This window comes from Streptomyces yaizuensis, assembly GCF_034961445.1.
Classification (GTDB): Bacteria; Actinomycetota; Actinomycetes; order Streptomycetales; family Streptomycetaceae; genus Streptomyces; species Streptomyces yaizuensis.
The window spans coordinates 111,084-127,368 of record NZ_BSBI01000013.1; the positions used below are offsets into that span (position 1 = coordinate 111,084).

The following is a 16,285-nucleotide window of genomic DNA, read 5'->3' on the forward strand; positions in this document are numbered from 1 at the left end:
GGCGTCGGCGCGGTCACGACGCGGGTCCGGCTTCGGAAAGAACCCGGTGTGTGTGGCCGAGGGCGATGAAGTGCGCGGGGTTCCGCGCCCCGGCACGGCTCATCAGAGCGTCGAGCCGTGAGGAGACCACCGTTGGCGACAGGCCCAGGGCCGTGGCGGCAGCGGTCTTGGTGGGAGCGGTGGCGAACGTCTGCCACAGGTGCCGCTCCTCGTTGGTGAACTCCACCGGCGGGCCAGTGTATTCGGGTGCGGGGAGGTGGCCCGCGATGATGGCGGCGTGCAAGGTGGCCGCCGCCCGGGAGGTCAGGAGCTTGTTCGCGGCGCTGGTCAGGTAGCCGGCGACGGTGCTCACGGCCACGCTCAGCGCCGCGGCGGCCTCCCGCTGGGTGCGGCCTTCGGCGAGATGGCCGAGCACGGTGATCTCCCCGCGGGTGAGGCTGGTGGTGTGCAGGCCGTCCTCATGGCGGCTGCGGGCGTTCACCGGATCTTCCGTCCGAGGCCGCCCAGGACGTGGATGTCGGAGACGGGGTACGCCGCCTCGACGTCGTCGTCCGGGCACCACCGGTTGACGGGCACCAGCCCGGGATCGGCGAGCTCCAGAGCGTCGAAGAACTCCCGGATCATGTTCTCCGGGCGGATCCGGGCCCCGACTCCGGCCCTGCGGAGCACCGCCTCGGCCCGCCGCATCGCCCCGGGGGCGTACGTGTCGGTCATGTGGCTGATGACCACGGCGCTCCCGTCGGCCAGGCCGTGGGTGAGCCGTTGGACGCTGCTTCGCGCGGTCTGGTCGTCCACGACGTAGTGCAGGACGGCGGCGAGCAGCAGTCCGACGGGGCGGGCGGGGTCGAGGTGGGAGGGGATCAGGTCCAGGACCGCGCCGGGCTCGGCCACGTCGCCCAGGACGGCCGCGGTCGCGTCCTCGCGCTCACCGCGCATCAGGGCGTCGGCCTGTGCCAGGACCATCGGGTCGTTGTCCACGTACAGGGTCCGCGCGGTGCCGGGGTGGACGGACTCGGCGATCCGCTGGGTGTTCAGCCCGTTCTCCGGGGGCAGTCCGCACCCGATGTCGAGGAACTGGGTGATGCCCTGCCCGGCCAGGCGGCGGACCGTCCGTTCGACGAACCGACGGTTCGCGCGGGCGATCAGAGCCGGGTCGAGACCGAGTCCGGTCATCTGGAGGGCGACGTCCCGGTCGCTCTCGTAGAGGCGGGCGGAGGTGGCGGCCGGGCTCTGCGACGCCGGCCGCGGGGCGTCATCGGGCGTGGCGGCGGGGTCGCTGCCGGAGATCTGGTGCATGCGCGGATTCCACAGAGGGCTCGGAGGGAGAGGCGGCGTTCCCCGGGGGCCGGGGGCGCGGCGCGGGCGGGCGGTCACAGATGGGTTTCGGGTCGCAGGAGGTACAGCCCGGCGCCCGCCGCGTGCAGCTGCTCCAGGGCCCGGCCGTACCAGTCGGGGTGGGGGCTGATGGTCACCTGGCTGACGGCGGCGATGCCGTGGGCGCGGCCGGGCCCGCACGCTTGGACGGCGCGCGCCCAGCCGGGCCGGAAGGCGGGGTCGCTGTCGCCGCTGTCGTCCGTGTGCCGTCCGGTGATCTCCCACGAGGAGAGGGCGGCGAGGTGGTCGAGTTCGGCGAAGTGGGGGGCGGGATCGCGGCCGGGCCGGGTCAGGACGTACAGCTCGATCCGCAGCACGTGGGTGGTGGTCGCCCGGTTCAGCTCGGCCCGCCGCCGGGACAGCTCGGCCACCGCGATCCGGTGGCTTTGCGCCGGGCCGTATGCCGGGCGGGTGAGGAGGGAGGCGTTCACGGGCTGTCCGCGGTGGTGGTGAGGCCGAGGTGGCGCAGGACGCTTTCGTGGATGGCGCTGTCGAACAGGCCGGAGAGGTCGGCGTGGTCGACCCAGGCCAGCGCGGTGATCTCCTCGGGGGAGGCGATACGGGCCGGGCCGCTGCCCGGGGCGGGCGTGCAGGCGATGTAGGACAGGTGGATCCCGGTGTCGGGGTGGATCCGCTCGCCCAGAGGGATGCCCGCGGCTGCGGTGACGCCGGTCTCCTCCAGCGCCTCGCGGACGGCGGCTTCTTCGGGACTCTCACCGGCTTCGATCCGCCCGGCGGGGAACTGCCAGGTCAGGCCCTTCTCCGGGTGCCGGCGGCGGACGACCAGGGCCCGGTGGCCGTCGCTGATCACCGCGACCGCCACACCCCGGGCGGCACCGGAACCGGCAGGGGCAGGGGGCGCCGGTGTCGTGGGTGTGGTCATCGGGTCCTTCTGGGGAACGGTCTCTGCGAGGGCACAAAGGGCTGCCCGGAGCGCGGCCGGGTCGGTCAGGGCGGGGCCGGCGTCGGGATGGTGGATCCACCGCAGGTGTCCGGTCTGGGGGTGGTCGGGGTGCGCGGGGAGGGTGAGCCAGGGGCCGCTGACGCGGCGGCCGGGCTCCGGCCAGTCGTGTGATCCCGGGGTGGGGACCAGAATGTAGAGGTCGGTGCCCTCGGCCCAGATCGCACCCGCCCGTGCGTTGAGGCGAACGAGTTCGGTGAGCAGCGGGTCGGCGAGCGCGGCGGGCAGATGGACGGCGTCCGTGTGCTGTCCGGTGCGGACCTGGGCCGGGGTGGTGCTGTCCCAGGCGGCGCCGAGAAGCCGGGGGCCGGAGTCCGGGAACAGGTCCGGTAGGGAGACCAGGGCCGGTGGGGTGGTGGTCACGGCTGTCTCCCGCGGCCGGCGGCCGGATGCCCGGCGGCGAAAGCGGACAGGGACAGGGCGGGGAACCGGCCATGGGTCAGGCGGCAGTGGGCGCTGTCGGTCAGCAGCGCGGCTGCGGCGAGCTGGGCGCGGCCGCGCGCGGTGACGTCGTCACCGTGGCGCGGCGCGCTGATCCGGCTGGCGACCGTGACCGGTGAGACGCGGAGTTCCCGGGCGATCTCCGGGGCGGGCACTGAGGCGGCGGCCTGCCGCGGCAGGCGCGGGGCCGCAGGATCGAGGCGGGGCCGGGGTGGGAGCTCATGGACGGTCGGGGGGCAGAGTGCGGGAAAGGACACGGAGGGCTCCAGGAGCCGGTGAGGAAAAGATCAAGGGGTGGTGGGCGCGGGGCGCCCGGTGGGGGCCCGGCGGCGCGCACTTCCCCGGGAAGTGCGGTCCCGTACGGGGGTGGACGGGGTCGCCGCCGGGCCGGAGGCACACTGTGCCCCCGGGGTACCGGTCGCCGCCACCGCCATGCCCGGTCGTTTCCCGGTCGCCCGGGCATCTGCCGGTGCCGGTCGCGGGGCGCGCGCGGGCGGGCGGCTGCCGGGGGCGCGGTGGACGACGGGGATCCGACCGCGGGCCAAGGGTGCGGCGACGGGTGGCTGCGGGGCACGGTGTGCTCGCCCGGGAACGAGCCCCCGCGCCCGCCTCGCCGTGAACGTCCTCTGGTATGCGGCGGGCGGGGGCGGCCACGACATGAGTTGGGGAGTGATGGATGGACGCCTACTTTCTCACCAAGCAGCACCGGATCCTGAGAGAGCGGGTGAGGGACTTCGCCGAGAGGGAGGTACGGCCCCGGGTTGCGGAGATGGAGGCGGAGCGCCGGGTGCACCACGGCCTGTCGCGGCGGATCGCCCAGCAGGGCTGGCTGGGGGCGACGATCCCGAGGGAGTACGGGGGGATGGGCGCGGGACATGTGGCGAAGACTGTCATCGTCGAGGAGCTGGCGCGGGCGAGCGGGGCGATGGGGGCCATGGTCCAGGCGTCGCAGCTGGGGGTCGCCAAGCTGCTCCACTTCGGTACCGGGGAGCAGAAGCGCCGGTGGCTGCCCCGGGTCGCGGCCGGTGAGGTGCTGCCGACGATCGCGGTGACCGAGCATGAGTCAGGGGGCCACGTCGCCGGGATGCTGGCCACCGCGGTCCGGGACGGGGACAGTTACGTGCTGACCGGCCGGAAGGTGTACGTGGGCAACTCGCATGTCGGCGATGTCCACGGGGTGGTGGCCCGGACCGGACCGGGCCCGCGCGGTCTGACCGCGTTCCTGGTGGAGAACGGCCAAGGCGGGTTCGCCGTGGCCGAGCAGGAACCCGCGCTGGGACTGCACGGGTTCAGCTTCGGCGAGCTCGTCTTCACCGGGTGCCGCATACCGGTGGAGAACCGGATCGGCCGGGAGGGCGAGGGGCTGAAGGTGGCCTACTCCAGCAGCATCCTCTACGGGAGGGCGAACCTGACCGCGGTGGCGCTGGGGGTGCACCAGGCGATCCTGGAGGACACCGTGCGCTTCTGCGCGGAGCGTGAACGCTACGGCCGGCCGCTGCACGAGCAGCCGGTGGTCCGTGACCGGATCGGGCGGATCACCTCCCGGCTGATGACCGCCCGCCTGGCCGCCTACCACGCGGTGCACCTGCTGGACCGTGGGCTGGACTGCGACGCGGAGCTGATGAACGCCAAGCTCATCGGCGTCGACTCGGCGGTCGACTCGGCCCGCGAGGCGCTGGAGATCCAGGCGGCGGCGGGCCTGCTCACCTCACGGCCGGCCGGGCGGCATCTGCGTGATGTGCTGCACTTGTTCGCCCCGGCCGGAACGTCCGACGTGCAGCGCCTGCGGCTCGCCCAGATGTCGATGGGGCTGGCGGGCGAGCCGTGGTCGCGGCAGCTTTCACCGGCCGTCCGGGGCGTGGTGCGGAGGGAGCAGGAGGAGACCGCCGTGCCGGCCTGAGCCGTCGCCGGGCTCGCCCTGGCCCGGCTCGTGACCGGGGCGCGGGGGGAGCCGGGCGGGGTCCGCCGGACGGGTGTGGTCCATGACGAGTTCCTGGGCCTGCCCGGCGATCTCTTTCATGAGGAGCCACAGGGGCCGGCCGTCCTCGATGGGCCGGGCCACGATGTCGATCGCGCACACCGTGCCCAGGATCACTCCCGTGCCCGGTTCGGTCACCGGGGCGCCGACGTAGGAGCGGACACCGATGCGGTTCGCGGCCTCGTTGAACGCCAGGCGCGGATTGACGCAGACGTCCGGCAGAGTGAGCGCCTTGCCGCGGTCCACGACCAGGGAGCAGTAACCATGGTCGAGGGACATGGTGCGGCCCACCGCCGGGAAGGGGCGGCCGTCGGGTGTGTGGGTGGGCGCGTGAAGGCCGACGAAGTGCTGCTCGTCGCCGATCAGGTTGAGCATCGACACGAGCATGCCGGTGCGCCTGGCGACGTCGGCGGCGAACGCGTCGAACGCCGTCCGGGCGGCCGGGGCCGGTTCGGTGAGGCCGAGGGCCCGTAGCCGGGCCATGCGAGCGGGGGTGGCGGCGAGCATGACGCGGATCTGGTTCAGGCTGGTGCGCGGGTCGAACAGCAACAGGGTCTCCCGGAGGGTGGTTACAGGGCGCGGGCGCGGGCGAGGGTGTGGCGGACGAGGGTGAGCAGCACCTGGTGGGCGGAGGTGCGGTGGCGGGCGTCGCACAGGAGGACGGGCACGTCGGTGGCCAGCTGGAGGGCGTGGTGGATCTCGCCGGGGGTGTAGCGGTCGGCGTCCTGGAATTCGTTGACCGCCACGACGAACGGCAGGCGCCGCTCCTCGAAGAAGGCGACCGCGTCGAAACTGGCCGCGAGGTCCCGGGTGTCGATCAGGACCACGGCGCCGAGCGCGCCCTTGGCGAGGTCGTCCCACACGAACCGGAACCTCTCCTGGCCCGGGGTCCCGTACAGGAGCAGGATCAGGCCCTGGTCGGCGAGGGTGATGCGTCCGAAGTCCATCACGACGGTGGTGGTGGTCTTGGGTTCGGGGCCGCGCAGATGGTCGATTCCTTCGCCGGCGGCGGTCAGGTACTCCTCGGTGCGCAGGGGTTCGAACTCGCTGACCGCGCGGACGAAGGTGGTCTTCCCGACACCGAACGGTCCGGCGATCACCAGCCGGACGGGGACCATGTCGTAGATGCCGTAGGCACAGGCCGGGTCAGTAGCGTTCGAGGCCGGCAAGGACGCGCTCCATGAGGTCGACGTCGGGGGCGGACGCGGGGGTCGGCCGGTCGGACAGCTGGACGAGGAGCCGGACGTCGAGGAGGTCACCGATGAGGATCTTCACCGTCTGGACCGGGAGGTGGAGGCGTCCGGACAGCTCGGCGACCGGCATCGGGTCCTTCTGGCACAGGCCGAGCAGGCGGGTGTGCTCGCTCTGCAGTCCGTGGGCCGGCCGGAGGCCGGGGTTGGCGATGACGAGGCTGTCGCGGCCGAGCCCCGCCGGGGCGCTGGTGCGGCCCTGGGTCAGGGTGTAGAGCCGTGGGGTCACGGCGTCCTGTTCGACCCAGGGCCGGCTGTCCGGGCGGCCTTTCATCCGGCCTTGGGCCGGCGGACGCTGGTGCCCAGGTGCTGGGGAAGCCGGGCGGCGAGCTGTTCCATCTGGTACGCGATGACGGACATCTCCGCGTCGGGGCGGGTCAGAACGGCCAGGATCGCCTGGTCGCCCGCACGGCCGACCAGGAGACGGCCGTTCCCGTGGTAGATGACCACCTGTTCGAGGGAGCCACCGGAGGGCAGGTCCAGGCCGGGGATCCGGTCCAGACCGCGGCCCAGGGAGGCGAGACCGCTGACGATGGCGCTGACTCGCTCGGCGCCCTCCTGGGTGAATCCGTGCAGGTGCAGGGGGAGCCCGTCGTTGCTGGTGACCAGGGCGCCCATGGTGCCGGGGGCGCTGGTGGCGAACCCTTCGAGCAGCCAGGCCAGATTGCCGGCGCCGGTGTCGGTCATCGCGATTCTCCTTGGGTCGGTGGAACGGACAGAGCAGCGCCCCGCAGCACCTCGGCCGCAGCGACGGAATCGGCGAGTCCGCGCCCGGACACCGGCTCGCGGGCGGGCTCAGGGGCCACGGGTTCCGGCGGTGCCGCTGTGCGGACCGGAAGGGCGCGGCGCCCCGGCGTACGGGCGGGCAGGAGGGCCGGGCCGGGCGGGGACGGACGCGGGCCGGGCCGCTTTGGGGCTGTGGCGTGAGGCACCGGTGCGGGAGCGGATGCCGCAGGCACCGGAACCCGCTCCGCTTCGTGAGGGGCGGCGTCCGGGGGCGGCGTCGTGACCAGGCGCGGGGGCAGGGTCACTGTGGCGCGGTGGCCGGGCCCGTCGGTGCGGGAGGCGAGGTGCACGGTGGCGCCGTGACGGCGGGCGATCATCGCGACGACGATCAGCCCGGTCCGGCCCTCCCGGAGCTGGCCGGTGAGGTCCGCGTTCTCCGGGTGCGCCATCAGGTCGTTCATCCGTTCGAGCTGGCCCTCGGCCATCGCCAGGGCCCGGTCGTCGATCTCGATCGCGAGACCGCCGTCCTCGGCGCGCTGCGCCCGGATCTCCACCGGTGTGCTGGGGTGGGAGTAGTCGGAGGCGTTCTCCAGGAGTTCGGCGAGCATGTTCGCGATCTCGACCATGGCGAATCCGGGAATGGTGCCCGGCGGGCAGGAGGTGACCTTCATCCGGGCGTACTGGGCCGTCTCTCCCATGGCGGTGCGCAGGACTTCCTGGATCTCGACCGGGTTGCGGATCTGGCGGGGGCTTCCCCCGCCGAGGACCGCGAGATTCTCGATCGAGCGCCGCAGCAGGGTGACGAGGTTGTCGAGGGCGAACAGCTGGGCCAGCTCGTCGGGATCCTCGACCGACCGCTCGATCAGGTCGAGCTGTTCCAGCGCGCGCAGCACCAGGACCTCCAGGCGGCGGGCGATGTGCACCAGGATGTCGACCTGCTGGCCGGGGACCGCGGCTGCGGTCCGCCGGTCCTGGGCCACCGACGCGATCACCGCGAGCGCCTCGTCCTGGCCGCGCACGAGCAGCCGCTCCAGCTGTGCGAGCGGCCCGTCCCCGGCGGGCAGCGGGCGCGGCCGGGGCACCGCGGGCTGCTCGCCCCGCTGGATCCGCCCCGCCAGATGGCTCACGTCCCAGCGGCCCTGTTCGGCCAGGGCCAGCAGACGGCCGACCACGTCCTGCTCGTGTTCCGGCGGCGGCGCGGGAACAGGGGATGGAGAGGACGGTGGGGGAGAAATGCGGGCGGCCCGCCGCCAGGAGACCAGCAGCGCGGCACCACCAAAGCCCGTCACCAGCGTCCACGCGGCCGCCGGCGGCAGAACGTGCGGGGCAGTGAGCGACAGTCCGGCGGCGCCGATGGTCCCGGCCAGCGACACCACGGCGGGAGCAACGACCGCAGGGCGGGCCAAGTCCGCGCGGCGGCGGTGGCGTGCCCGCGGGGTACGCGGCTCAGCCATGCCGCTGCCCGTCACCGGCGCCGGCCAGCCCGCCAAGAGCCTGCGGAGAGAAAGAAGGGGACATTGCATGCCTCAAGAGGTGACAGGGGAACGACAAGGAGGAGCACGGGCCCGTCCAGGCGCGACGGCGCGGACGGTGCCGAGGGGGTCGGGGCACTACAGCAGCAATGGCCCGGTCGCCGCCACGCCCGGGCCCGGTCGATTCCCGGTCGCCCCCGGACAGCTCAGCAGCCCCGTACGGCCCGTGCGCTGCGCGGTCACCCGACCGGGTAGGCCGCCCGGGGCCGGGGGCGACGGCGATCCGACCGGTGACCGCCCACCCGGCGACCGGACCCCGACGGCTCATCGTGAGAGGTCCGCGAGCCGGGACAGGGAAGCCTCAAGCCCGCCCATGTGCAGGAGATGACTGCGCGTGCGCACCAGGCCCCCGATGCCCGACGCGGTCAGTTCGCGGCACCGCCCGGCAAGCCCTCCGGCGTCCAGGTCCAGATAGGCGGCCAGCCGCAGCAGCCGGCCGGTGCTGTCACCGGCCGCGATGACGCTGTGGGCCCGCGCGTGGGCGACCGCCCCCGCGTACAGGGCCACCCGCGCCGGGTCCTCCGCCGTCGCGGCCGCGCAGATCCCGTCCCCCCGCGGCACCCAGTTCCCCACCACCGCCATGCGCTCCGCCACCAGCACCTCCTCCATCACCTCATAGGCCGGGTCGTCGGAGACCGATATGACGATCCCCCGCGACTCCAGCAGCGCGGCGAACAGCAAAAGCAGCATCCGCTCGTACGGCTCGCTGCCCCCCACCGCCTTCTCCGGCAGACACACCGCCATCTGTCCCTGCCCGGTCCCGCCGGGCGGCCGCAGCAGCTCCAGCACCCTCAGCCGGTCCCTCAGCAGCAGCCAGGCCGCGGCCTCCGGCCCGCTGCGGACTTGCGACCACAGCACCGGCACCCCGCCGCCGGAGTCCGCGAGGTGACGCTCGGCGTGTACCGCACACACATGCGACCCGAGCCACACGGCGCCCGCCGACGACAGTCCCGGCAGCGCCGACCGGGCGAAACCCGTCCGCCCCACCGCCCCGTGCTCCAGCCGCTCCCGCTCGGCGGTGAGCAGCACGTCGTCGGCCTGGAGCCAGTCGTCGAAGCAGAGCGCCGCCCACACCAGCGCGTAGGTGAGGTCATCGAGCCGGTAGGCGTCCGGCACCGTCAGATCACGCACGAAGGGCAGCGCCGTCGCCTCCCGTGCCGCCGTGCCGTCCATCAGGTGAAAGACGTCACGGCCCCGCCCGCTCAGCGACCCGAGCACCAGTCCCCGCCGCGCGGGCCGGGTGAACATCCGCACGTGGTCCAGGTCCTCGTCCCCGATCACGGCCCCGCCGGCACCGGGCCGCGCCTCGTACGCGGCGACGGCCACCTGCGTCCCGTCGAACACACCCGCGTCCCCGCCGTGCAGATGCCACAGGCCCCCGCCCCCGGGCGGCGCCGTCAGGAACAGCGACGACGTCGGCATCCGGCGGTCCACCTGGTATGCAGCCGACAGGGTCTGCGGATCCAGATCCCGCACAGCGGTGTACTCCCAGTTCACCGGCGCCGGCTGGAGCAGCTTCTTCACCTCGATGCCGAACAGGAACTCCAGCACGGTGGCGAAGTCGCCGGTGGGCTCCTGTGTCCCCTGCCGCCAGCGCCGGTAGGTGGTCTCCGTGAGATCCAGACCCCGCAGCCGGCTGTTCCTCAGCTTCCGCGCGGCGTTCTGCCCGGCCTCCTTGAACCGGGCCCTGAACACCCGGTACGGCGTCCACTGATACTTGTCCAACAGCGCGTCCAGCAGCGTCGGCGGGCGCGTCGTGTCGGGCGGGTGCATGAGCGAGACGATCCTTCCTCAGCCCCGCCACCGGGCGGGACCCATGAGTACGAACAAGAAAACGGGACAGAACGCCCGAAGAGAGGAAACAGGCAGAACAGACGCGAGGGCCCGGCGGTCTCAGGCGACGGCCGTCCGCACGGCCGCGTCATGGAACACCGCTCCCTCCAGGGACGCGAACCCCACGCCGGCACGCCGCTCGGCGAGCAGATCGGGCGCCTCCACCGTCCACAGCACGCCCGGCTCCGCCCCGGCCCACTGCTGAGATCCGTACCACTGGTGCTGCCCGTCCAGCACGCACGCCCGGTCGTGCAGCAGTGCCCCGAACACCGGCACCGCGTCCTGCTCCCGGAGCGCGACCTCGATGCCCCGCAGCAGCCGCCGCAGGAACGGTCCGTCCCCGCACAGCAGCGCGATCTCCAACGCCGCCAGCGACCCCTCGACCCCGACCAGCCGGAACCCCGGCCACCCGTGCACCTCGACGATCCGCCGCAGCGCCCGCGCATGAGACGCGGTCAGCAGAGCGCGCGGGGACGGCGAACCGTGACCGTCCTCTTCCTGCACGTCGCCCCGCCAGTCCCGCGCGGTCCGTGCACGGCTCGTCAGATCCGTCACGAGCGCCGGACTCAGCGGCTGCCGATCCGGCAGACGCCGGCACGCGGCACCCGCCGCGGCGAGGTCGTCCGGACGCACGTCCCACAGGTCCTCCACCGCCGCGACCGGCACCGGGCCCCGCGGCACGACGGCACGCACGGCGGGAGCAACGCCGCGGCCAGCCGCTTCGCCGCCGCACACCGGGCCGGAGACCGTACGGGCGGACCGGAACAGCAATCGGCGGATCCATCCACCGGCGCACGGCCCCGGGCACCCCCCGAACACCGCAGACATGAACCACTCCAAATCATCATAAAAGGCGCGTCGAATGGTGGCGTTGGCCCGCGCCGCCGTTGTCACGGCGCGGGAAACCTGAAGGGGGTGGGGGCCGGTGCCTGCGCCGGGATGTGCGGGTCCCGCGCGCAGGCACCGGGAGCGGACGCTCCTCCGCCGGACACCCGGCCCGGCCCCCACCCTCAAGGAGGCGCGGGACACGGCGGACGGCGGATCCCCCGGGAAGGGGCGCGTACCGGCGCGGCTGCGGATGGCCGGACCCCGCAGAAGGGGCCGGGCCCGTGCCGGTACGGCCCGTAGCTTCGCTACGGCGGCCGGCCCCGGTAGCCGCCGGCAGCCCGGGGCAGCGGCGCGCCCGCAGGAGGCCGGGTCCCGGGGGCGCTGCGGGTGCTGGGGCTCGGGTCGTAGAGGGGGAGCGGTTCGGGACGGTCCGGGTGCCAGGGCGGGACCAGCCACCGTCGGCCGCCCGCGGGCGGGAGCGCCAGCCACTGGTCCGCGCCCGTCAATACCGCTCCCCCGCACTGGACCATGCGGTGTCCCGTGCCCGGCCGGACCAGGAGCGCCGTCCACTCGGCGTCCAGGGCCATGGCCGGGGCGGGCGTACCGTCCGGTGCGGTCCGGGTGAGGAGACCGGCCACCACGGACGGCACCACGACCGCGTCGAACACGTCGCAGAAGACGCCCAGGTGGACATCACCCGCATCACCAGGCTCCAGTGCCTCCTCGAACCGGACCCTCGCGGGCCGGTGGGTCACCGGCCAGCCCAGGACCTCGCGGTACGCGGCCTCCAGCGCCGACGCGTCACCCGGGCCGGGAGGCCAGGACGAAGGAGCGGTGCTCACAGGGGCCTCCGGGAGAAGTAAGCGGCGGTGAGCGGCCGGCGGGGCCCTGCGGCGCGGTCCCGTACGCGGGGCGGTACCGGGGCGGTGTGGGGCGGTGTGCCGGTCATGCGGCCACCTGCCGCGTGCCGGTGGGCCGGTGCGGGGCGATGATCTGGCCGTCGGGCAGGAGGGCCCCGGTGTCGTCGAAGAGGAGCACCCCGTTGCACAAAAGAACCCAGCCCTGGACCGTGTTACAGGTGACGGTGTGGGCGTTCGCGCCGTTCTTCGCGTCCGGCTCCGGGCACGGCGGCGTGTGCGGGCAGGCGGGGCCGGTCATCGCGCACCCCCGGGGAGCAGGAGCAGGTGCCCGGTCGCCCGGGGTGCGGGACGGATGTGGGTGAGGAGCTCCTGCACGGCTTCCGCGAGCTGGACCAGTGCCACCACGGCCGCCATGTCCCCGGGGGCCACCTGCCGCCGGGCCTTCTCGCGGGTCTGCTCGGCCAGAGCGGCCGCGTCCTCGCCTCCCGCCCCGCGCACACGGAGCAGGAGCAGGGGGTGGCGCAGTAACAGCTCCGCGATCCCGGCCAGTGCCTTCATGAGCCCGGGGGCCTGGTCGGCGCCGATGGGCATCGGGCCCTCGTCGTCCTCCAGGAGGAAGCCCGTCATCCGCCGGGCCAGATCCTCGGCGAGGTCGAAACCGTCGGGCCCGCACGCACGGCCCGTTCGGGACCCGGCCCCGGCGCCGCCCGCCCGCAGGACACCGCCGGGCGGGAGCGGGGGCGGCCCACTGGCGGCCAGGACGGCAGCAGAGATCACATGCACCACAAGAATCACTCCAGACACAGCACAGTGCACAAAGAGACGGACAGGACTGGCGGGGCGGGGCGTTGGGGTGCCGGCCCGTGTGAGGACCGGACGCGCCCGCGGGCCTCCCGGGCGGGCCGGGAACGGCGCGCTCTAGGGCGGGGGCGGGCTGTCCCGGGCCACGAGGGCGGCGTCCGGGAACGCGAGCGGTGCCCGGCGGGCCGGGTCCCACGGGGGGATCTCCCACCGCATCCCCGGGGAGGGCGGCACGACGAGCTCGCCGCCCACCCCGATCATCGGCCACCCCCTCACCCGGGACACCTCTTCGGCCGTATCCGGGCGGACCAGGAGGGTGCGGGCCCCGCTGCCGGTGACGAACGAGGGCACGACCAGGTCGCCGCAGTACAACCGGTCGTCGAGTTCCAGGACCGGCACCGGGGGCCCGCCGGGGCGTGCCGGCAACTGCAGGGCCTCGAAGCCGATGCAGACCACGGAGACCATCGAGTCGGGCCGCCGCCGCAGCGTATCGGCCGCGTCGGTGCCCGGGACCCGGAGTCCCTCCACGGCCACGGTCCAGCCCATTACCTGCTCGTAGGCGGTGAGCAGGGCGGTCAGGTCACGGTTCCGGGGCGGCGGCACAGCACCGGTGCCGGCGAGCGGGGGAGGCAGGGGGAAGGGCATGGGGACTCCGAAGCAGGGATCACTGGAACGTCAGGCCGCGCTGGTGAAGAACCGGGGGCGGGGTGCCCGGTCGTGTTCGACGCGCATCCACACGGTTTTGCCCGGGCCGGTGTGGTTGGTGCGGGAGCCCCAGGAGTGGGCGACGCTGTCCACGATGCCCAGGCCCCGCCCGGAGCAGGCCCCGGCCTGGGCCGGGCGCGCACACGGCAGCACCGGTGAGCGGTCCTCCACCGCGGCCTCCAGGAACCACCGCGCCCACCGCAGGGTCAGGACCACCGGATCACCGGTTCCCGACACCGAACCGTGGCGGGTGGCGTTGGCGACCAGCTCGTGCACCGCGAGCCCCACCTCATCGGCATCCCACGCACAGCCAGCGACGGTCCGTGGTCGCAGGAACGCCCGCACCAGCCGGCGTGCGGAGCCGAGTTGCGACAGTTCCCCCGGGAACACGGAACACCACACCACCTCCGCGCCGGCGCCCGCCTCCGCCATGGTGCAGCGCCTGGTGTCCGGGGCGGGTGTCAGCTCGACCACCCGTACCACGGGCGGGCAGGGACCCAGATCGCGGCGGGAGGCGACCACCAGCACCGGCGCGGCCCCGCCCGCGATCCCGCCCACCCGCGCCCACCCGGGTCGGGAGGCCAGCTGCCCGTAGGGTGCGACCGAGTCGCTGACCGCCCCGCGCACCGCGTAGCCGCGGTCCTCGGCGGCCGCGGCCAGACCCGCCAGCGCTCCTATCGCGGAGGGACCGCAGGCGTAGACGACAGCGGGCGGCGCACAGCTGGTCACGACCAACCTCCAGAGGGGAAGAACGGAAGGGGAACTTCGGCCGTGGGGTCGGCGGTGGAGCGGGATGGGCCGACGGCGGCCGCTTGACAGGTGCCCGGGGTACCGGTCGCCCGGATCCGTGAGAGCGGCCGCAAGGGCACCCGGACGGGCTAGTGCTGGTGTGCGGGCGGGCCCGTGGGAACGCGGAGCCACCGCGTGAGCACCTGGCCATCCGGCAGGTCCAGCGGGCGGCGGCCGGCCCGGGCCCACGGCGGGGTCTCCCACCGCAGCCCGAACGTCGGCGGAAGGACCACCCGGCTCTCCCCCGACAGCACCTCCGCCCCAGGGACCCGGGGTGCGGTGCCGGGCCGGACGAAGAAGAACCGCTGGTCCCCGGCGACCAGGCACGGCACGACGGTCCCGGCCCGCTGGAGGTCCTCGTCCCGCTCCAGGAGCAGCGCCGTCTCCCGGCCCGCGACCGCGGGAACGGACACGGCGTCGAACCGGTCCCCGCACAGGACGCTCCACTCCGTGTTCCGCAGCCTGGTCAGTACGGTGCCGGCATCGGCCGCCACCGGCACACGGTCGGCGAGCAGCGGCCAGCTCAGGAGGCCGGTGTACGCGGTCAGAAGACCGGTGGCGTCGGCGGAGCGCGGGGGCCAGGGGGACGTCGTCGTTTCCATGCTGTTCCTCAAGGGAAGGGTCGAAGTGCCGTACTCGGAGCCGTGGTTGCCGTACGGGCGGTGATTTTCCGCCACGGGCGTCACGGGAATCGCGTGGCGCCGCTACGGTGAGCAAACCGTGGCCGGGGGTCGCGGGGTACCCCGGCGGCGGAGGCGATGCCGTCAAAGCCGTCAAAGATCATTTCAGGACCGGGGGGCGCACGATGGCGCGCACACGCAACACCCTTCTGGCGGCGCTCATCCAGGAGACGGGCTGGTCGCAACCCCAGGCCGCTGCCCATGTGGTGAGGGTGGCCGCCGAGGCCGGGGCGGACGAACTGGCAGCCGTGACCCGGTCGCACATCGCGATGTGGATCAGCGGGACGCGCCCGTCCGGCCGGGCGGTGCCTATCGTGTGCGAGACGCTGTCCCGCAAGCTCGGGCGCGTCGTCACACCCGCCGACATCGGACTGGACGGGGCCGACGGCCCCGGACCGGACGCCGATGCCTGGGAGACCGACACCCTGACCGCGATCACGTCCCTGGGGGGAACCGCGATGGACCCAGCCCGCCGGAAACTGCTGGCCACCTCCGCCTACTCGGCCGCAGCCGCCGCCCTGCCCGCCGCCGCCTGGTGGGACAACGCCCCCCGGGCGGCACAGGCCCGCCGCCCACTGTCCCGGGAGGACATCACCCCGGCCCACGTCGACGCCGTCCGCGAGACCGCCGGCTTCTTCTCCCGCCGCGACCAGCGCCTGGGCGGACGCGCGGGCCGCGCCGCCCTGGCCGCCTACCTCCACAGCGATGTCACCGACTACCTCGGCGGCCGCTTCACCAGCGAACCGCTGCGCCGGGAACTGACCTCCGCCGCCTCCGAGCTCGCCTACCTCGCCGGATGGATGGGCTTCGACGGCGGCGAGCACGCCCTCGCCCAGCGCTACTTCACCCTCGCCGTCCGCCTCGCCGCCGAAGCCGACGACGCCCCCCTCGCCGGCCACACCCTGCGCGCCATGGCCCACCAGGCCATCGACCTCGGCCACCCCGCCCAGGGCCTCCAGCTCGCCGAAGCCTCCGTCGCCCACCGCCGCTACACCCTCGCTCACCCCCGCGAGAAAGCCCTGATCGGCGTCGTCCACGCCAAAGCCCTCGCCGCGGCCGGCTACAAGAAGCCCGCCCTCGCCGCCCTCGTGCGCGCCGAGAACGACCTCGGCCACGCCGACACCACCCGCGATGAGCCGGGCCGGGTGTTCTTCTTCGGCGAAGCCTCCCTCGCCCACGAAACCGCCTGCACCCTGCGCACCCTCGGCGACCTCACCGGCGCCGAGAAGGAGTTCCGCCGCAGCGTCCGCACCCGCCGCGTCCAGCAGCACGCCCGCACCCACGCCCTCACCCTCGGATACCTCGGCGCCGTCCAAGCCCGGCGCGGCCACCTCGACGCCGCCATCACCACCTGGAACCAAGCCCTCGACACCATGACCGGCATCCAGTCCGGCCGCGCCCGCGACACCGTCGTCCAGATGCGCCGTGCCCTGTCCCCCCTGCGCGGCAGAGGCGGAGCCGCCGCCACCGCCCTCGACGACCGCGCACGGCAGATCCTTCGCCCCGTAGGCTGACTGGCGACCACAT

The 16,285-nt window shown here is 74.1% G+C and carries 20 protein-coding genes; 2 read left to right on the forward strand and 18 right to left on the reverse strand.

Features of this window, described 5'->3' with window-relative positions:
• Positions 1 to 13: 13 nt before the first annotated feature.
• The 5 genes from SYYSPA8_RS27830 to SYYSPA8_RS27850 form a co-directional block, all read right to left on the reverse strand.
• Positions 14 to 481, reverse strand: a complete 468-nt coding sequence (locus SYYSPA8_RS27830; protein WP_323450108.1) for a LuxR C-terminal-related transcriptional regulator — start codon at positions 479 to 481, stop codon at positions 14 to 16.
• Positions 478 to 1,296 carry an SAM-dependent methyltransferase gene (locus SYYSPA8_RS27835; RefSeq protein ID WP_323450109.1) on the reverse strand — a complete coding sequence of 273 codons (819 nt, stop codon included), beginning with the start codon at positions 1,294 to 1,296 and terminating at the stop codon, positions 478 to 480. Before SYYSPA8_RS27835 ends, SYYSPA8_RS27830 begins: the two co-directional genes overlap by 4 nt.
• Positions 1,297 to 1,370: 74 nt before the next feature.
• Positions 1,371 to 1,805 (reverse strand): hypothetical protein, encoded by a 435-nt coding sequence (locus tag SYYSPA8_RS27840; RefSeq protein ID WP_323450110.1) that lies wholly within the window; start codon positions 1,803 to 1,805, stop codon positions 1,371 to 1,373.
• Positions 1,802 to 2,698 (reverse strand): NUDIX hydrolase, encoded by an 897-nt coding sequence (locus SYYSPA8_RS27845; RefSeq protein WP_323450111.1) that lies wholly within the window; start codon positions 2,696 to 2,698, stop codon positions 1,802 to 1,804. Before SYYSPA8_RS27845 ends, SYYSPA8_RS27840 begins: the two co-directional genes overlap by 4 nt.
• Positions 2,695 to 2,931 carry a hypothetical protein gene (locus tag SYYSPA8_RS27850; protein WP_323450112.1) on the reverse strand — a complete coding sequence of 79 codons (237 nt, stop codon included), beginning with the start codon at positions 2,929 to 2,931 and terminating at the stop codon, positions 2,695 to 2,697. The genes SYYSPA8_RS27845 and SYYSPA8_RS27850 overlap by 4 nt, the downstream gene beginning before the upstream one ends.
• Before the next feature lie 521 nt (positions 2,932 to 3,452).
• Between SYYSPA8_RS27850 and SYYSPA8_RS27855 the strand changes: the two genes are divergently transcribed.
• Complete coding sequence (locus SYYSPA8_RS27855; protein ID WP_323450113.1) at positions 3,453 to 4,676, forward strand: acyl-CoA dehydrogenase family protein; 1,224 nt, start codon at positions 3,453 to 3,455, stop codon at positions 4,674 to 4,676.
• Here the strand turns inward: SYYSPA8_RS27855 and SYYSPA8_RS27860 are convergent.
• From SYYSPA8_RS27860 to SYYSPA8_RS27920, 13 genes are all read right to left on the reverse strand, one after another.
• Entirely contained in the window at positions 4,617 to 5,303 is a 687-nt protein-coding gene (locus tag SYYSPA8_RS27860; RefSeq protein WP_323450114.1) for a GAF domain-containing protein, read from the reverse strand. The genes SYYSPA8_RS27855 and SYYSPA8_RS27860 overlap by 60 nt on opposite strands.
• A 20-nt stretch (positions 5,304 to 5,323) precedes the next feature.
• Complete coding sequence (locus tag SYYSPA8_RS27865) at positions 5,324 to 5,872, reverse strand: GTP-binding protein (RefSeq protein WP_323450271.1); 549 nt, start codon at positions 5,870 to 5,872, stop codon at positions 5,324 to 5,326.
• Positions 5,873 to 5,900: 28 nt separating this feature from the next.
• Positions 5,901 to 6,233, reverse strand: coding sequence for a DUF742 domain-containing protein (locus SYYSPA8_RS27870; RefSeq protein WP_323450115.1), 333 nt, complete (start codon positions 6,231 to 6,233; stop codon positions 5,901 to 5,903).
• 41 nt (positions 6,234 to 6,274) lie between these two features.
• Positions 6,275 to 6,691: a roadblock/LC7 domain-containing protein gene (locus SYYSPA8_RS27875; protein ID WP_323450116.1), complete on the reverse strand. Its 417-nt coding sequence runs from the start codon at positions 6,689 to 6,691 to the stop codon at positions 6,275 to 6,277.
• Positions 6,688 to 8,184, reverse strand: a complete 1,497-nt coding sequence (locus SYYSPA8_RS27880) for a sensor histidine kinase (RefSeq protein WP_323450117.1) — start codon at positions 8,182 to 8,184, stop codon at positions 6,688 to 6,690. The genes SYYSPA8_RS27875 and SYYSPA8_RS27880 overlap by 4 nt, the downstream gene beginning before the upstream one ends.
• A 342-nt stretch (positions 8,185 to 8,526) precedes the next feature.
• Positions 8,527 to 10,035 carry a hypothetical protein gene (locus SYYSPA8_RS27885; protein ID WP_323450118.1) on the reverse strand — a complete coding sequence of 503 codons (1,509 nt, stop codon included), beginning with the start codon at positions 10,033 to 10,035 and terminating at the stop codon, positions 8,527 to 8,529.
• A 120-nt stretch (positions 10,036 to 10,155) separates the two neighbouring features.
• A complete protein-coding gene (locus SYYSPA8_RS27890; protein WP_323450119.1) occupies positions 10,156 to 10,788 on the reverse strand; it encodes a hypothetical protein in 633 nt (210 codons plus the stop codon).
• A gap of 440 nt (positions 10,789 to 11,228) precedes the next feature.
• Positions 11,229 to 11,765: a hypothetical protein gene (locus SYYSPA8_RS27895; protein WP_323450120.1), complete on the reverse strand. Its 537-nt coding sequence runs from the start codon at positions 11,763 to 11,765 to the stop codon at positions 11,229 to 11,231.
• A 103-nt stretch (positions 11,766 to 11,868) separates the two neighbouring features.
• Entirely contained in the window at positions 11,869 to 12,081 is a 213-nt protein-coding gene (locus tag SYYSPA8_RS27900; RefSeq protein ID WP_323450121.1) for a DUF5999 family protein, read from the reverse strand.
• Positions 12,078 to 12,560, reverse strand: a complete 483-nt coding sequence (locus tag SYYSPA8_RS27905) for a hypothetical protein (RefSeq protein WP_323450122.1) — start codon at positions 12,558 to 12,560, stop codon at positions 12,078 to 12,080. The genes SYYSPA8_RS27900 and SYYSPA8_RS27905 overlap by 4 nt, the downstream gene beginning before the upstream one ends.
• A gap of 141 nt (positions 12,561 to 12,701) precedes the next feature.
• A complete protein-coding gene (locus SYYSPA8_RS27910) occupies positions 12,702 to 13,229 on the reverse strand; it encodes a hypothetical protein (protein WP_323450123.1) in 528 nt (175 codons plus the stop codon).
• 30 nt (positions 13,230 to 13,259) lie between these two features.
• The gene (locus SYYSPA8_RS27915; protein ID WP_323450124.1) at positions 13,260 to 14,018 is read right to left on the reverse strand and encodes an ATP-binding protein; all 759 of its coding nucleotides are present in this window, start codon (positions 14,016 to 14,018) and stop codon (positions 13,260 to 13,262) included.
• A gap of 149 nt (positions 14,019 to 14,167) precedes the next feature.
• Positions 14,168 to 14,680: a hypothetical protein gene (locus SYYSPA8_RS27920; RefSeq protein WP_323450125.1), complete on the reverse strand. Its 513-nt coding sequence runs from the start codon at positions 14,678 to 14,680 to the stop codon at positions 14,168 to 14,170.
• A 203-nt stretch (positions 14,681 to 14,883) separates the two neighbouring features.
• On the opposite strand from SYYSPA8_RS27920, the gene SYYSPA8_RS27925 reads away from it, so the two are divergent.
• Positions 14,884 to 16,272, forward strand: coding sequence for a tetratricopeptide repeat protein (locus SYYSPA8_RS27925; protein WP_323450126.1), 1,389 nt, complete (start codon positions 14,884 to 14,886; stop codon positions 16,270 to 16,272).
• Positions 16,273 to 16,285: the final 13 nt, after the last annotated feature.

Bases quoted from the DNA above. Each gene is read 5' to 3' on its own strand.
- SYYSPA8_RS27920 (WP_323450125.1), bottom strand. From the start codon at position 14,680: ATGGAAACGACGACGTCCCCCTGGCCCCCGCGCTCCGCCGACGCCACC.
- SYYSPA8_RS27910 (WP_323450123.1), bottom strand. From the start codon at position 13,229: ATGCCCTTCCCCCTGCCTCCCCCGCTCGCCGGCACCGGTGCTGTGCCG.
- SYYSPA8_RS27865 (WP_323450271.1), bottom strand. From the start codon at position 5,872: ATGGTCCCCGTCCGGCTGGTGATCGCCGGACCGTTCGGTGTCGGGAAG.
- SYYSPA8_RS27900 (WP_323450121.1), bottom strand. From the start codon at position 12,081: ATGACCGGCCCCGCCTGCCCGCACACGCCGCCGTGCCCGGAGCCGGAC.
- SYYSPA8_RS27885 (WP_323450118.1), bottom strand. From the start codon at position 10,035: ATGCACCCGCCCGACACGACGCGCCCGCCGACGCTGCTGGACGCGCTG.
- SYYSPA8_RS27875 (WP_323450116.1), bottom strand. From the start codon at position 6,691: ATGACCGACACCGGCGCCGGCAATCTGGCCTGGCTGCTCGAAGGGTTC.
- SYYSPA8_RS27855 (WP_323450113.1), top strand. From the start codon at position 3,453: ATGGACGCCTACTTTCTCACCAAGCAGCACCGGATCCTGAGAGAGCGG.
- SYYSPA8_RS27835 (WP_323450109.1), bottom strand. From the start codon at position 1,296: ATGCACCAGATCTCCGGCAGCGACCCCGCCGCCACGCCCGATGACGCC.
- SYYSPA8_RS27925 (WP_323450126.1), top strand. From the start codon at position 14,884: ATGGCGCGCACACGCAACACCCTTCTGGCGGCGCTCATCCAGGAGACG.
- SYYSPA8_RS27880 (WP_323450117.1), bottom strand. From the start codon at position 8,184: ATGGCTGAGCCGCGTACCCCGCGGGCACGCCACCGCCGCCGCGCGGAC.